The sequence below is a fragment of the Skermanella aerolata KACC 11604 genome, assembly GCF_000936425.1.
GTDB classification, from domain to species: domain Bacteria; phylum Pseudomonadota; class Alphaproteobacteria; order Azospirillales; family Azospirillaceae; genus Skermanella; species Skermanella aerolata.
In genome coordinates this window covers 1-14,081 of the sequence record NZ_AVFK01000076.1, presented here as the reverse complement: position 1 = coordinate 14,081, position 14,081 = coordinate 1, and the positions used below count along the sequence as shown (strand labels likewise).

The 14,081-nt window shown below is 62.0% G+C and carries 16 protein-coding genes and 1 pseudogene; 12 read left to right on the top strand and 5 right to left on the bottom strand.

All coding sequences use genetic code 11. The annotated features are described in order from the left end of the window. The 11 genes from N826_RS36440 to N826_RS36390 all read left to right on the top strand — a co-directional run. On the top strand, positions 1 to 530 hold a 530-nt coding region (locus N826_RS36440), incomplete at its 5' end, for a SphA family protein (protein ID WP_044437286.1). 243 nt (positions 531 to 773) lie between these two features. After that, positions 774 to 1,097 (top strand): Rap1a/Tai family immunity protein, encoded by a 324-nt coding sequence (locus N826_RS36435; protein WP_044437285.1) that lies wholly within the window; start codon positions 774 to 776, stop codon positions 1,095 to 1,097. 41 nt (positions 1,098 to 1,138) lie between these two features. Next, positions 1,139 to 1,417, top strand: a complete 279-nt coding sequence (locus N826_RS36430; protein ID WP_044437280.1) for a glycine zipper family protein — start codon at positions 1,139 to 1,141, stop codon at positions 1,415 to 1,417. A gap of 153 nt (positions 1,418 to 1,570) precedes the next feature. Next, positions 1,571 to 1,930 (top strand): RT0821/Lpp0805 family surface protein, encoded by a 360-nt coding sequence (locus N826_RS36425; RefSeq protein WP_044437278.1) that lies wholly within the window; start codon positions 1,571 to 1,573, stop codon positions 1,928 to 1,930. A 119-nt stretch (positions 1,931 to 2,049) separates the two neighbouring features. Next, entirely contained in the window at positions 2,050 to 3,207 is a 1,158-nt protein-coding gene (locus N826_RS41005) for a patatin-like phospholipase family protein (RefSeq protein ID WP_052832722.1), read from the top strand. A gap of 123 nt (positions 3,208 to 3,330) precedes the next feature. After that, positions 3,331 to 3,570 (top strand): DUF3302 domain-containing protein, encoded by a 240-nt coding sequence (locus N826_RS36415; RefSeq protein WP_044437276.1) that lies wholly within the window; start codon positions 3,331 to 3,333, stop codon positions 3,568 to 3,570. Further along, entirely contained in the window at positions 3,567 to 4,502 is a 936-nt protein-coding gene (locus tag N826_RS36410) for an HlyD family secretion protein (RefSeq protein ID WP_044437274.1), read from the top strand. The genes N826_RS36415 and N826_RS36410 overlap by 4 nt, the downstream gene beginning before the upstream one ends. A 28-nt stretch (positions 4,503 to 4,530) precedes the next feature. After that, entirely contained in the window at positions 4,531 to 5,946 is a 1,416-nt protein-coding gene (locus N826_RS36405) for a DUF1254 domain-containing protein (RefSeq protein ID WP_044437272.1), read from the top strand. A gap of 10 nt (positions 5,947 to 5,956) precedes the next feature. Beyond that, complete coding sequence (locus N826_RS36400; protein WP_044437270.1) at positions 5,957 to 6,337, top strand: hypothetical protein; 381 nt, start codon at positions 5,957 to 5,959, stop codon at positions 6,335 to 6,337. An 83-nt stretch (positions 6,338 to 6,420) separates the two neighbouring features. Beyond that, positions 6,421 to 7,362, top strand: coding sequence for an HAD family hydrolase (locus N826_RS36395; protein WP_169789488.1), 942 nt, complete (start codon positions 6,421 to 6,423; stop codon positions 7,360 to 7,362). A gap of 49 nt (positions 7,363 to 7,411) precedes the next feature. Then, the gene (locus N826_RS36390) at positions 7,412 to 8,854 is read left to right on the top strand and encodes a DUF1254 domain-containing protein (RefSeq protein WP_044437268.1); all 1,443 of its coding nucleotides are present in this window, start codon (positions 7,412 to 7,414) and stop codon (positions 8,852 to 8,854) included. 99 nt (positions 8,855 to 8,953) lie between these two features. On the opposite strand, the gene N826_RS36385 is transcribed toward N826_RS36390, so the two are convergent. The 3 genes from N826_RS36385 to N826_RS36375 are packed head-to-tail and all read right to left on the bottom strand — an operon-like array spanning position 8,954 to position 10,520. Continuing rightward, positions 8,954 to 9,892, bottom strand: coding sequence for a recombinase family protein (locus N826_RS36385; protein ID WP_044437266.1), 939 nt, complete (start codon positions 9,890 to 9,892; stop codon positions 8,954 to 8,956). Between the two features lie 48 nt (positions 9,893 to 9,940). Beyond that, positions 9,941 to 10,267 (bottom strand): helix-turn-helix domain-containing protein, encoded by a 327-nt coding sequence (locus tag N826_RS36380; protein ID WP_044437264.1) that lies wholly within the window; start codon positions 10,265 to 10,267, stop codon positions 9,941 to 9,943. Continuing rightward, positions 10,260 to 10,520 (bottom strand): type II toxin-antitoxin system RelE family toxin, encoded by a 261-nt coding sequence (locus N826_RS36375; RefSeq protein WP_044437262.1) that lies wholly within the window; start codon positions 10,518 to 10,520, stop codon positions 10,260 to 10,262. Before N826_RS36375 ends, N826_RS36380 begins: the two co-directional genes overlap by 8 nt. Before the next feature lie 905 nt (positions 10,521 to 11,425). Between N826_RS36375 and N826_RS36370 the strand changes: the two genes are divergently transcribed. Further along, positions 11,426 to 12,604, top strand: coding sequence for a hypothetical protein (locus N826_RS36370; protein ID WP_044437260.1), 1,179 nt, complete (start codon positions 11,426 to 11,428; stop codon positions 12,602 to 12,604). Between the two features lie 37 nt (positions 12,605 to 12,641). Here N826_RS36370 and N826_RS36365 read toward each other — a convergent pair whose 3' ends face one another. Both N826_RS36365 and N826_RS36360 read right to left on the bottom strand, forming a co-directional pair. Then, positions 12,642 to 13,034 carry a Ros/MucR family transcriptional regulator gene (locus N826_RS36365; protein WP_044437259.1) on the bottom strand — a complete coding sequence of 131 codons (393 nt, stop codon included), beginning with the start codon at positions 13,032 to 13,034 and terminating at the stop codon, positions 12,642 to 12,644. Further along, a pseudogene (locus N826_RS36360) lies at positions 13,000 to 14,081 on the bottom strand (IS630 family transposase); the annotation flags it as partial. The gene N826_RS36365 and the pseudogene N826_RS36360, both read right to left, overlap by 35 nt.

Genomic DNA, 14,081 nt, shown 5'->3' with positions numbered 1-14,081 from the left:
CAGGAGAATGCGCCATCAGCAAATTCCTACCAACCTTCAGACACGACCATTGGACAGGTTCCTTGTCAGTAGTTGTTCCACTCGGCACCTATGAGACATCGAAGACGATCAATGTTTCGCTCAACCGGTACGCCATCGACCCTACAGTCGGTGTCACATGGTTGAACCCTCAGACTGGTCTGGAGGTGTCCGGTGCACTGGGTTACACCGTCAGCTTCGAGAATGATAAAACCGATTATGACTCTGGCGATGAGGTGCACGTCGAGGCGGCTGTAGCACAGCACTTTCCCTCCGGACTGGCGCTGGGTCTCGCAGGCTATGGTGTCTGGCAGGTGACCGGCGACAGTGGGACCGGTGCGGTCCTTGGCGATTTCAAGGGGCGAGCGATAGGGCTGGGGCCAATGGCTTCGTACAACTTTGACGTCGCGGGTTACAAGCTCAGCGCCAACGCCCGGTACTACCACGAGTTCGCTGTCGCCAAAAGGTTTGAGGGAGATACCGGCTTCCTTCAAGTGTCGTTCAAGTTTTAGTTATCGGTCCAATGTACTTGGCAGGAAGGAGCTGGATTAAGCCGCAAGCATCAAGCTTTCAAAGCACATCGCAGCCCCAAATTCGCGAGGCGGCGCGTGCATCTTGCCCCCTTGAGCAAGAATCATCGACTTCTTCAACCGTTTCAAACTGAATTGACAACGGAAGGAAACCCTATGAAGTGCAGTATTCGGTCCACAGCCTTGGTGGCAATTTTCGGGATCTTCGTCGCATCAACATCCGTAATGGCGGCCATCGAGGAGAACTTCAAGATCAGGAACACCGGCGATCTGGTTGCTCTCTGCTCAGCATCCTCGAATGACCAGCTGATGACGGCTGCGGTGAATTTCTGTCAGGGTTTCGCAACCGGTGCGTATCAGTACCATCTGGTCGCGGCGGCGGCATCGAGCGCGCCGCCCCTGGTCTGTCCGCCCAATGCACCGCCCTCACGCAATGACGTCATCGCACAGTTCGTCACCTGGGCAAATGCCAACACGACCGCCTCATCGCTACCCGCCGTCGAGGGCATGTTCAGGTTTCTCAGGGAGCGCTTTCCCTGCGCCAAATAACTCTTGGTGTTCAGGTGGCTGAAATCCTGAAAGGAGATAAGATGAATCGAATTGCATTCTTCACGGCCATCGCCCTGTTCATGGCAGGCTGCACTGGCATGTCCGACACTCAGCAGCGCGTGCTGACCGGTTCTGCCGGCGGCGCCACCGCAGGCGCCGTGCTCGGCGCCATTGGAGGCGACGCGGCACTTGGCGCCGTGGCCGGAGCCAGCGCCGGGATGCTTGGCGGCATGCTCTATGACTACCACAAGCAATCCGAGGAGCGGGCCTATGCCAAGGGTCGGGCTGACGCGGCAAGATCTGCATCTCCACGAACCTGATCAGAGGCGAGCGCTGACAGGCATGCCGAGTCCTCCGCACATGACTGCCCAGCCAAACCTCGGGAGTGCTTCGGCGTTCGTTGCTCATTGGTGATCCTACCAGGGCGACCGGGTTCCCGGATAAAGATCCGAGGCCAAAAGGGAAAAACCACCATGAGATCGATCCGTTTCCTTGTGCTCGCCGGCGCGTTGGTTTTCCCAATGCAAAGCGCCGAGGCGCAATTGTTGTTCGGCAGCCGCCTGGGCGAGGCGCATTATCAGGGTGACGACACCAGGATCATCAGCCAAATTGGCGCGGACATGCTGCGCAACGCGCCGGACGGAGAAACCCGTTCCTGGTCCAATCCCCAGACAGGACATCACGGTGAAATAACGGTCATCCGTAGCTATCGGATGAAGAACATGCCCTGTCGCGATGCCCGGGTGAATGGTGTGCTCGGCGCCAACAGCATAAGCTACGTGCTTCCCGTCTGCCAGATTGCTGACGGAACCTGGAAGATCGCGGCGCACTGAGCCTGTGCTCCGACCCTCAGCTTTATCAAGGCCCAAAACAGATGCGTGGCCATATCCGCACAAGGGATTCAGAAGATAATGGCAGAAGCCGGCTCCCGCTGCTGGTTCTGGCAACGGTCATGACGCTTACAGCCTGCACGACCGGTGAGATCCCGCGCCTTCCACGCACGCAGGCTGAACTGGTAAGCGCACGTAATGCCGGAGAGGCACAGTCGGCAGCGGATAACCGCGCACTGATCGCTCGCAACGTCGCCAGGGTCAAGGGCGAGTACGACGACTACGTCGCCGGACGCGCCGCCAACCCGCCAATCTTCGATCTCCTCATCCTGTCCGGCGGCGGCGACTGGGGCGCCTTCGGCGCCGGTGTTCTCAAAGGCTGGGGCCGGGTGCCATCGGGACCTGCGGCTCGCCCCATTTTCGACGCGGTCACCGGCGTCAGCACGGGCGCCCTGATCGCCCCCTTTGCCTTCCTCAATGATGAATCATCGATTGACCGGATCGTCGAACTTTACCGAAATCCGCAGCCGGACTGGATGCGGCCGCGTGGACTGCTCGCCTTCCTCACCGGAGGGGCGTCATACGCCGACACTCCTGGGCTGGAAAGAGATATCCGGGCAGCCCTTGACCTGACGATGATGCGCCAGTTGGTCGAAGCCGGCAAGGACGGGCGGGTCCTCGCGGTCAACACATCCAACCTGGATTTTGGCGAGATGCGGGCCTGGGATTTGATCGCCGAGGCCCAAAGAGCGCTCGAAACGGGCAATCGGGAACGCGTCTACAGTATCCTGCTCGCCTCGGCAGGCATTCCTGGAGCCTTCCCACCGCGCATGATCGACGGCAACCTGTATGTCGATGGCGCGATAACGGGCAATGTTCTCTATGGCGCACGCATTCCGGAAGCGGACAGCTTCGTCACCGTCTGGGAGCACTCCTATCCGGGAACACCAGTTCCGAAGATCCGGTACTGGCTGATATTCAACAATCAGCGTCGCCCGCCGCCAGAGGTGGTGCAGCCGGAATGGACATCGGTTCTGCCACGCAGCACGTTCGCCTCGACCCGGACCGCCACGGTCAATTCGATCCGCCACCTCTTCGCGCTCGCGGAAGTTTCCCGGCTGAAACAGAAAGCTGACATAGAAGTCCGGTTCATGGCAGTGCCGGACGATTGGACACCATCAAAACCAGGCGTATTCATCAAAGCAGTAATGAACGACCTGGCCGACATGGGAGAGCGCATGGGCGCAGATCCCTCGAACTGGCAGACAAAATCGCCATAGAAGCCGTTGAGGAAAAAAATCACCGGGAGCGCGGGTTGCTGTGAAGAAGCGCAGCCAACGTCTCAAGGAAGCCGATCGGCACTGAACTGCTGTAAATCGCATGACGGGATATTAGGCATACACATGGCCTTCATCGACATCTTTGCCTGGATCATTCTGCTCGTCCTCTTCATAACGGCCATTGCGGTCTTTGTGGCTCTCGGAATGATGCCGGGCCGCATCGCCCGCAAGCGCGGACATCCCTGGGCGGAAGCGGTGACCGTCGGAAGCTGGGCCACGCTGATCTTCGGTTTCGTGCTCTGGCCGCTGATTCTGGTCTGGGCCTACGTTGACGTTCCTGCCGGACGGGAGACGCCGAAATGATCGTCGTCCTGCTCAATGCCTATGTCGCCATCCTGGCCCTTTTCGTCTGGCTCCGGTTCATCCCGCTCAACACGTTCTGGAAACTGTCGCCGGTCCTCGTGCTGCTCATCCTCCTGATCGGCCTGTTCATTCCCATGGGCTGGGGTGCTCCCTCGGGACCGGCGGCGGTGATCCGCAACGCCGTGCAGGTGATACCTTCCGTGTCCGGGGAGGTCACCGACGTGCCGGTCATGGCGAACACTCCCTTGAGAGAAGGTGATGTGCTGTTCCACATCGACCCGACCACCTACAAGGCGGAAGTTGATGGGATCGAGGCGCAGTTGAAGTTCGCCGAGCTGCGCCTTGCCCAGTTCTCGGAACTCAGGAACCGAGATACCGGGCGAACCTTCGACGTGCAGCAGCGTGAATCCGAAGTCGAGCAACTGCGGGCCCAGCTCGACGGCGCCAGGTGGAATCTCGACCGGACAACCGTGAAGGCTCCGGCCGACGGCTACATCACCAACCTGGCCCTGCGGAAAGGGGCACGCGTCACCGCCCAATCGCCGGTGATGGCCTTTATCGATACATCACAAACCATTATCGGCGTGGAAATTGCGCAGATCTACGCGCGCTACGTCGAGACCGGCCAACCCGTCGAGGTCACGTTCAAACCCTTCCCGGGAGAGGTCTTCACGGGACGCGTCGAGGCAGTTTTGCAGGCGATCGCAACCGGGCAGACACAGCTCGGCGGTTCTGCGGTGGCTCCACCGGAGATCCGGGCGGCACCCTTTGTCGTTCGGGTCCAACTCGATAATCAGGAAGCGGCTCGCCGCCTGCCGGCTGGCAGCACCGGGGCTGCTGCGATCTACACCGGGCACATGGAAGCGGCCCACATCATCCGCCAGGTCCTGCTGCGGCAGACGGCGATCCTGAACTATCTCAACCCATTCTGACCGAGGTCGCCGAGAACCGGAGGAAACCATGAGGAAATATGTTCTGGCCGCCTTTGCCTTCATCATGATGGCGGCACTGGCGCATGCACAAGTCCCGCCGACCGAGGATCTCGACAAAAGCCAGATCCACCGCCGCGCCGTCGAGGCCGTCATATGGGGCATGCCGGCGGTCAACACTGACCTGATGCTTCAGGAGATGCTGACCAAGACAGCCGGAAGGGTAAACCAGATCATCTACTGGGGCCGCCCGCTGGACTACCGGAACCAGACGCTGACACCCAATCCCGATGTCATCTACTTCATGGTTTTCTTCAACACCAAGGACATCGGTCCTATCGTGATCGACATTCCGCCTGGCGATGCCAATGCCTCGCTTACCGGCAACATCATGACTGTCTGGCAGACCGCGCTTGAGGATGTGGGATTGCTCGGTCTGGACAAGGGGGCAGGCGGGAAGTTCGTGATTATACCGCCCGATTATACTGGAACTGTTCCCCCTGGCTACATCGCCCTGCAGTCCGACACCTACAGCGCATATGCGCTGCTGCGTTCGAACATGAAAAGCCATAGCGACGCCGATGTTGCTGCGTCAATCGCCTATGGCAAGCGCGTGAAAATCTACCCGCTGTCGGCGGCGGCCAACCCTCCGGAGACGGTCTTCACCGACGTCAAGGACGTCTCCTACGACAGCACGATCCGCTACGACGCAAGCTTTTTCACGAACCTCGATCGCATCGTGCAGAGCGAACCCTGGATCGAGCGCGACCGCGCGATGATCGATCAGCTTCGCACGATCGGCATCGAAAAAGGCAGGCCCTTCACTCCAGATGAAGCAACGCAGAGAATTCTAAATGAAGCTGTTGGCGAGGCCAGGGGTCTGCTGGAAAAACGCTACGATGCGGGTTTCCCACCTTTCTTTCCGAACAGCCACTGGACGTATCCAACCCTTCAGGAGGCGATCGAGGGACAGGGCACAGGCTACGCAGACCGCAACAGCTACGCGGTCGATGCACGGGCGCTGCTCTATACCTACGGTTACATCGCGATCAAGCGGCCGGGCACGGCGCAGTTCTACCTCATCTCTATCCGGGACAGGGAGGGCGAGCGCATTGACGGCGCCAGGACTTATCGCCTGCGTGTTCCATCAAACGCGCCAGTGGAGCAGTACTGGTCGGTGACCGCCTATGACCGTCAGACCCATGCCCTGATCAAGGGCATGGATCGAGCCAGCCTGGCCTCGAACAGTACGGATGTGCAGAAGAATGCTGATGGCTCAATCGATGTCTACTTTGGACCGAAGGCCCCGGCTGGCAAGGAGAGCAACTGGGTGCCGACCGATCCGCAACGCGGCTTCGAGCTGATGTTCCGGGTTTACGGGCCGACAAAAGCGTTCTTCGACAAGACGTGGGTGCTGCCGGACGTCGAGAAGTTTGCAGCCCCATAGGGAGGAAGCCATGGCCATCGGGGCAAGGTTCGCCAAGTGGGAGTTCGGTCTGTTCGTCTTTGGCGTATTCCTGACGTTCGGCATCATCGGCCATTACTGCAGTGGCGCACGCTGGCCCACGGGCGAACTGTTCTTGCAGAACATCACTCTGTGGTGGGCGTGCCCGTGGACGCTCTCCGTGGGATATCCCGGCCACTTCGTCTTCGACGCGATCTGGCCAGCTTTCTATTACTCGCCGGTTGCCATTGGCAGGAATGCATGGCTTCTCGGGCAGGGATTCTTCGTGGTGATCTACTTTGCAGGTGCCGTCATGATGTTCGACACGGTTCGCCGTAGGCTCAACACCATTTCATCGTCGTTCGAACTCTCATCATCCAGGGTCGGGCCATGAGAATACAACGAAACTGGCGGGCCTTTCTGATTATGCATATTCCGCTGATCCGGCGAGTCCTGCGGTCAGGACTTATCGGGCTTTTGACGATCTTCCTGACGGCCAATGCGCTCGCTCAGGCCGATCCGCTTCCTTCCTGGAACGACACTCCGACGAAGCAGGCCATCGTCGCGTTCGTAACACGGGTCGCCGAAGCCGGCGGTCCTGACTTCGTGCCGGAACGGGAACGTGTAGCTGTCTTCGACATGGATGGCACGCTCGTTCCTGAAAAGCCGGTTCCCCTGGCACTCGTTCCTGTACTCGCCGACATAAAGGATGCCGTCGCGGGAAACCCGCTGCTCGGCGACAGGCCAGCGGTCGCGGCACTCCTGAAGGGCGACCACGCGGCGCTGCACGCCGCCGGTGAGCAGGGCATCAACGATCTCATCGCGGTGGCGACCGATGGCCGGACCACCGAGGAGATTGTCAGGAACGTCAGCTCTCTGACGGCCCAGGCTTCGCATCCGAAGTTCGGTCTGCCCTATGCCAGTGCGGTCTACCGGCCGATGCGCGAACTGCTCGCCTATCTTGAGGCCAACGGCTTCCGGAACTGGATATGCAGCGGCAGCCCGGTTCTGATTACACGCGCCGTCTCCGAGACGATGTTCGGCATCCCGCCGGAGAGGGTGATCGGCAGTTACGTTACGACGAAGCTCGAGGAACGGGATGGCAGGACTGTGCTCGTCTTCGATGGCCGCATCGGTCATCTGAACGACGGCGCCGGCAAGCCTGTCGCCATCAACCTTGCGATGGGCACGCGTCCGGTCTTCGTCGCCGGCAACGAGGGTGGACGCGGCGATATCGCGATGATGCGCTGGTCGAAGGACCGGGTTGGCCCAAGCTTCCAGCTTCTCGTCGATCATGACGACGGCGAGCGCGAGTACGCCTACGAGGAGCCGGACAACTATTCGCTTAACGCAGCGCGGACCTATGGCTTTCAGGTCATCAGCATCAAGCGGGACTGGAAGGCCGTCGTCGCACCCTGAGGCCCGGTCGCACTGAACATGCCCAGGTCTCCCAGACAGGAGAAGCAGTATGGACAAGGTCACACGATTGCTGGCAGCGTTCTCCCTCAGCGTCCTGCCCTGGAGCGGACCCTGCGCTGCTCAGGGGTATGAGTTCACGGGTGGCTATCCCGCCCCCGAGACGGTGCGCGAGGCCTACGACGACCTCGACCTGAATCGCGCGGTCCATGCCTACCGCTTCTTCTATCCGACCGTCTCCAGTTCCGCGATCTTCGCCGAAACCATCCGGACCGGCGCGCAGCCCAACAAGGTGTTCGGCTTCCTGGATACTAAGCCGCGGCATATCGGCTTTACGCTCAACTCGGACACGCCCTATGGCGGCATGCTTCTCGACCTGACCGTCGGGCCGCTGGTGATCGAGGTGCCGCCGGGTCCGCTGCTCGGGGCTGCGCTCGACATCAACCAGCGCTGGATCATGGACATGGGCATTCCCGGGCCGGACGCCGGCAAAGGCGGCAGGCATCTGCTGCTGCCGCCCGGCTACACGGGCGAGGTTCCTGAAGGCTACTACGTCGCCAAAGCGACTTCCTACCGGGTGATCGCCGGCATGCGGGCGCTGCCGGAAGGCGGTAATGTGGCCGGCGCCATCGAGCGGCTGAAGACGATCAAGGTGCACCCGCTGAACCCGACGCCAGGCTGGACCGACCCCACATGGTTCGATCAGACGCCGATACCGCAGAACCAAACCCCGACCCTCTGGGAAGGGACACTGCGTTTCTGGCAGGCGCTGCACGAAATCGTGAACTCCGAGCCCCCGCTGGAGGACTCGCGTTCTCAGTACGGCGACCTTGCTGCACTGGGCATCGTAAAGGGGCAGCCCTTCGATCCCGACGCACGCATGAAGGGCATCCTCGAACAGGCCGCCCGGATGGGATCGGGGCAGATGCGGGTTGAGTCCCTGGCCGATCGCCGTCCCGATCGGATCGTGTGGGCAGACCGCCAATGGCAATGGGCGGCACTGCGCTTTGAGAACGGCTTCTTCGACACGCCGGACTATCGGGATACTTATGCCGCCGACAAATGGTTCTACCAGGCGATCGCGACATCGCCTGCCATGTTCCGTCGTGATCCGGCAGCTGGCTCGCTCTACTGGCTCGGTCTCCGCGCTAGGGATGGCGGATATCTGGATGGCGGCAAGTCGTACCGGCTCAGCGTCCCCCTGCCCGTCCCGGACAGGCTGTTCTGGTCGGTGACGGTCTATGATGCCGAAACGCGCAGTCAGGTGCAGACCGACCAGGGCAAGGCAGCGCTGCGGTCGCTGTTCGAGTTGAAGGAAGGTTCAGGAAGCTCAACCGATCTCTACTTCGGTCCGACGGCACCAGCCGGTCACGAGGATCGCTGGATCAAGACGATTCCCGGCAAGGGATGGTTCGTGTACTTCCGCATCTACGGCCCCGAGAAGCCCGCTTTCGATGGAAGCTGGAAGCCAGGGGACTTCGAAAAGATACCGTAATTGGGTGAAATTGTCCCTTTTCCTTTAGGATTTCAAAATTGCCTTTACGACTTCACTGACCCGGTTCAAGCGTCAAGATTTACAGGCATTAATAGCTCCTCAACCGCCCTCACTCGCCAGGCGCTTTCCGTCAGTTCCCGTGGGCAGCGGGCGTGACGAGACGAGGCCGAACCGTTCGGCGCGGTCGAGCAGCGCCTTGACCGACGAGGCCGACCAGCTCGTGCCGCCGCGCGGCGCGCGAATGCGCATCTCCTCCAGGCGCGACGCTATGGCGCGCAGGCTCAGGTCCGGATCGGCGCCCCGGATGCCGGCGATCACCAGCAGGATGTCATCCTTGGGCGGCCTGCGCGGCGCGGGCTCGATCAGGACAGCCTCAGCCAGTCCCTCCGAGACGAGGCGGCGGACCGCCCGCGACAGCCGGTCCGCCGTCCACGGCCGGTCGGGCGAGCCGAGCCGGCCCAGCGCCCGGGCCACCTTGCCCCACGAATTCGCCGGTCGCAGCACGCGCACCCTGGGCATCCAGGCGTCCATGGTCGCCAGCAGCTCCGCCATGTATTGCCGGTCGCGCAGGGCCGAAAGCTTGCGGATCGCCTCCGGGTCGCGCCGGCGCAGGCCGGGATTGCCCCCCACCCGGCCCCGCGCCTTCGCCGCCCTCAACCCGGCCTGGGTGCGCTCCCGGATCAGCGCGCGCTCCAGCTCCGCCGCGGCACCGAGCACCTGGAGGGCGAACTTGCCCTGCGGCGTCGAGGTGTCGATCGGGTCGCGCAGCGACTTGAAGTGTCCGCCTACCGCCTCGACCCGCTCGATCACCTCGAGCAGATGGACCAGCGAGCGGGCCAGCCGGTCAATCCGGGCGACCACCAGAATGTCGCCACGCCCGACCTTTGCCACCGCCCGGGCCAGCTCGGGGCGCGCCCGGTTGGCGCCCGAGGCCTTCTCCTCGAAGATGACCGTGCAGCCGGCGGCCCTGAGGTCGTCGAGCTGGCTGAAGGTCGCCTGATCCTCGGTCGAGACGCGGGCGTAGCCGATCAGGGTCATGGCAGTCCTGCTCTCCTGTTCAGGCCATAGCCGGGCATTGCTCCGCCATCAGATAACCAGCCAGTCAACGGACGCATCCAGAGCCTCGGCAAGGGCTTTGTAGGCCTCCACCGATCCGGGCTTTTTTCCCAGTTCGATCTCGGACAGGTAGCCCGGGCTGACACCGGCCTTGGCGGCGAGCGCCCGCAACGACAGCCCGCGAAACTCGCGCCACACGCGGACGGGGCTTTCGCCCTCGATGATGCGCCTGGCCCACTCCAGCGGCATCGGCTGGCCGCCGCCCGCCTTCAGCGCGGCGACGATGTCGTCCAGGTCTTCGAGCCGTTCGGTGAGCGCGTCGTACTCGGCGCGGGAGATGGTAACGGTCTCAGTCATAGGCTTCCCTCCGATGGCGAACGCGATGCACGAGCATAACGGTCACGGTGCCGTCCGCGGCGATAGTGAACAGAACCCGGTAATCCCCGACGCGCAGGCGGTACAGGTCGGAGCCCTGCAGGGCTTTGACATTGTTGGCCTGCGACGCGGGGTCGTCCGCGTACTGCTCGATCTTCCGGATGATGCGGGCACGATCCGGCGGCGTCAGCGCCTTGAGGTCCTTCGCCGCTTTTGGAAGGATCTGAACCTGCATCGTCGTCTCCGTCTGAATGACGGATGTTCTCCTATAGAGAACGAACTGTCAACGGCAATGTTCTCCATTAGCGGACACTTGGCCCCTTTGTACACTTTCATATGTCATCGGGAAACGATCGTTTGGCCGCCTGTACAATAGGTTTGTACAGGTAGGCAGGGACGGCGAAACTGCCTGCAGAGAGGGACTTGATGAGCGACATCATCCCGTCGCGCAGCACCGCGCAATGCCACGCAGGGGTTCGTGATCGGAAGGCCGGACTCTCTCAGGAACCTATGTCTCCAAACACTCCGCTATCATCAAATAACGCTGTGTTAAGTCGTTGAATAAGCAACAAACCAAGTCGTCGCGACCATAGAGGCAAATCGGCGCGTGCAATCACAATCCAATGCGTTGAAACTAAGCCAAAGCATTGATATGAAACAGTTTTCTGATTCTCTCGATGATTAGATTATCATCAATGAATGTCGGATTGTGTCTGATGCAATCTGGTTCACTATCACATTCCTATGTCAACTTGGTCAGGGTTTGTCCGGTATTGGGTCCACTATCATCAATCAGTGCCAGGAACAGCGGTGATGCCCCACATCCGGATGGCGAGCTCTTCGCATGAACCGTTCGTAACAATTAGCATGATCCGGTCTGCAGAATGGGGCGTGACAGGGTGCTCAACCCACCGGAATCCGGCTTTTCTCACGAACTGCCCGACAACGACGTCGGTCAGTGACGGCAGGTTCCTGTAATTGCCGTTATCATAGGTTATGTTGCACAGTCAGAGAAAATAGGGGTGTTTCAGGTTAAAGGCATTTTCAGTTGAAGAATATTGTCAACCAATTATATCTGAACGATAAAATCCTGATCAGGGAGAGCGCGGAGAGTGACAGTATGCCAGGGCAGGAGGAAGAATGGCTGACCTGTTCGTCGCCGGCGGGATCGTCACGGCGCTGGAGCAGGCCGCCATTGCCATCGGTCGCCTCGACACCGCCCTAGTCGGCAATCCGCTCCGGCGCGCCTGGACCTTCTGGAGCGAACTCGACGCCGCCCGTCGCCACGCTGAAGCTGATGGCCGCAAGGTCGACCTGTTCCGCCTCGCCGCCCACCTCCACGGATTGCCGCTCCGGCCCGGCGACACCACCTCCGCGCCCGAGCGCGGCCGCGAGATCGCCGGCCTGAACCATGCGGTCGAGCTGCGCTCCTGGATGGCGACCCCGGATCCCGAACAGCAATACCTGCGCGACATCGCCCTCGACAGCCTGCGGGACTGCGGCGGTGGCCAACCGGCGCTGGTCGCCACCGCCCACGGCATGCTTGCCTGGCTGGCGGGACAGGGCAGCCGGCCCGCCATTCGCGCCGCCGTGCCGCTCTACCTGCGCGACCGCGCGATCACGATCCACGCGCTGGCCGCCGTCACCGGCAGCGATGCCTTGCGGGCCGGGCCGGACGATCCCGACGGCTTCACGGTGCGCTTCCTCGACGCGGTCCGGCGCGAAGCTGCCGATGGCCGCGGCCGGCTGCTGACGATGGAGCGGGAGTGGCGCGGAGCCCGGCTCCGGGTCGATCATCGCGCCGGCGCCCGATCAAACAGCGGTCTGCCGGCGGCAGTCGATCTGCTGGCGGCCTCGCCGCTGCTCAGCATCTCCGCTCTGGCCGAGGCGCTGAACTGCTCGGTCGAGGGCGCGTCGCGGATGCTGGATGCCCTGGTCCAGCTCGAGGTCGCCGCCGAGGTCACCGGTCGGACCGAGCGCGGAGCCCGGCGGCTCTACGGTCTCAGGCGCCTGCTGCCGATCCGGGCCGAGACAACCGCTGTCCGGCGTCGGACCAGGGGAGGCCAGCGGGGACGGCCGAAGCGGGTGCTGACCGCGCCCTTTGCCGAACTGGCGGACGAGCCCAAGGCGGCAGCAGTGACGCCGGATGCGGAGCCGGGCGAGCCGGCGCGCCTCGCGGCGGTGAGCTTCGACTTCGACGCGCTCGACCGCCTGATCGCGGCGGCCGACGAACGGACCCGCGGCGTCCGCCGCCTGCTCGACCGGATCGCCCGGAGCGAAAAGCCCTTCCCAGCGACTGACAAAACAGAGGAAGCGTGACCCGCCGGATCCTGATTGTGCCGGCTTGGGGTGCTGATTACGCCGCCGCCCGACGGCGACCTCGTCTGGCCGGAGGTGCTTCAGGCTCAGGTTCGGACCGGCTCCTGCCCAAACCGATCGCCTTGGCGAACTCGCTACGTTTCTCGGCATAGGCCGGGGCTACCATTGGATAGTCCGCCGGCAGGTTCCACTTCGCCCGGTACTCGTCCGGCGTCATGTCGTAGGTCGAGCGCAGATGCCGCTTCAGCATCTTCAGCTTCCTGCCATCCTCCAGGCAGACGATGTACTCGGCCATGACCGACTTGCGGATCGGCACCGCCGGTCGTTGCGGCTCCTTCTCCGGCACCGCCGGTCGGCCAAGCTGACGGAGCGCGTCATAGACTAGTGTTCTGACTCTAACGCTTGATACCGACGACAGCCTTGAGGGCATCGCAAGCTTTATCAACCTTTGCGAGAATATCGTTGGTCGTTGCGGTCCAGACGAAGGGCTTGGGATGTTCGTTGTGTTCGGCGAGGTATTTGTAGATCGCGATTTCCAGGTCGGTGAGGCTTTTGAAGGCGCCGCGCCGGATGCGCTTACGGGTGATCTCGGCGAAGAAGCGCTCGACCATGTTCAGCCAAGACGACGGTCGGGGTGAAGTGCAGATGGAAGCGTGGATGCTGTTCCAGCCAGGCCATGACATTGGCATGCTTGTGAGTGCCATAGTTGTCAACGATCAAATGCAGATCGAAATCAACCGGCGTATTGGCATCGATCGTACCGAGGAACTTGATGAACTCCTGATGCCGGTGTTTGTCCATGCAGCGCCCGATCACACTCCCGTCCAGCAGGTTGAGGGCGGCGAACAGCGTCGTGGTGCCGTGGCGCTTGTAGTCGTGGGTCAAGGTGCCGACCCGGCCCTTCTTAAGCGGCAGCCCCGGCTGGGTGCGGTCGAGCGCCTGGATCTGGCTCTTCTCGTCCACCGAGAGTACCAGCGCGCGGTCCGGCGGATCGAGGTAGAGGCCAACGACATCGACCAGCTTGGCCTCGAAGTCGGGATCGTTGGACAGCTTGAAGCTGATGCGGCTTCAGCCCATGAGCCCGCCAGATCTTCCGCACGCTGCTGACCGCGATCCCCACAACCTTGGCCATGGCGCGGGCGCTCCAATGCGTCGCGTCCGCCGGCCGTTCGGTCGTCGTCTTGGTCACGACCTGCCGCACCGTCGCCTCCGACAGCGGCTTCTTGCCCGGCGGCCGCGTCTTGTCGCGCAGCAAGCCGTCAACCCCGGCTTCGGCGAACCGAGCATGTCAGCGCTACACCGCCGGCTTCGACTGCTTGGTTCGCTCCATGATCTCCATGGTGCCGACATCGTCCGCCGTCAGCAGCACGATCTGCGCCCGGCGGACATGCTTTTGCGGCGTATTCCGATCCGCTATCACTTTGTGCCGCCGTGCCCGATCCTCAGGTGAAAGCTCGACGGTAATTCCCGTTCTCAT

Bases quoted from the DNA above. Each gene is read 5' to 3' on its own strand.
- N826_RS36365 (WP_044437259.1), bottom strand. From the start codon at position 13,034: ATGCCCTCAAGGCTGTCGTCGGTATCAAGCGTTAGAGTCAGAACACTA.
- N826_RS36380 (WP_044437264.1), bottom strand. From the start codon at position 10,267: ATGACTGAGACCGTTACCATCTCCCGCGCCGAGTACGACGCGCTCACC.
- N826_RS36430 (WP_044437280.1), top strand. From the start codon at position 1,139: ATGAATCGAATTGCATTCTTCACGGCCATCGCCCTGTTCATGGCAGGC.
- N826_RS36375 (WP_044437262.1), bottom strand. From the start codon at position 10,520: ATGCAGGTTCAGATCCTTCCAAAAGCGGCGAAGGACCTCAAGGCGCTG.
- N826_RS36425 (WP_044437278.1), top strand. From the start codon at position 1,571: ATGAGATCGATCCGTTTCCTTGTGCTCGCCGGCGCGTTGGTTTTCCCA.
- N826_RS36370 (WP_044437260.1), top strand. From the start codon at position 11,426: ATGGCTGACCTGTTCGTCGCCGGCGGGATCGTCACGGCGCTGGAGCAG.
- N826_RS36390 (WP_044437268.1), top strand. From the start codon at position 7,412: ATGGACAAGGTCACACGATTGCTGGCAGCGTTCTCCCTCAGCGTCCTG.
- N826_RS36415 (WP_044437276.1), top strand. From the start codon at position 3,331: ATGGCCTTCATCGACATCTTTGCCTGGATCATTCTGCTCGTCCTCTTC.
- N826_RS36410 (WP_044437274.1), top strand. From the start codon at position 3,567: ATGATCGTCGTCCTGCTCAATGCCTATGTCGCCATCCTGGCCCTTTTC.
- N826_RS36385 (WP_044437266.1), bottom strand. From the start codon at position 9,892: ATGACCCTGATCGGCTACGCCCGCGTCTCGACCGAGGATCAGGCGACC.
- N826_RS36400 (WP_044437270.1), top strand. From the start codon at position 5,957: ATGGCCATCGGGGCAAGGTTCGCCAAGTGGGAGTTCGGTCTGTTCGTC.
- N826_RS36405 (WP_044437272.1), top strand. From the start codon at position 4,531: ATGAGGAAATATGTTCTGGCCGCCTTTGCCTTCATCATGATGGCGGCA.
- N826_RS36435 (WP_044437285.1), top strand. From the start codon at position 774: ATGGCGGCCATCGAGGAGAACTTCAAGATCAGGAACACCGGCGATCTG.
- N826_RS41005 (WP_052832722.1), top strand. From the start codon at position 2,050: ATGACGCTTACAGCCTGCACGACCGGTGAGATCCCGCGCCTTCCACGC.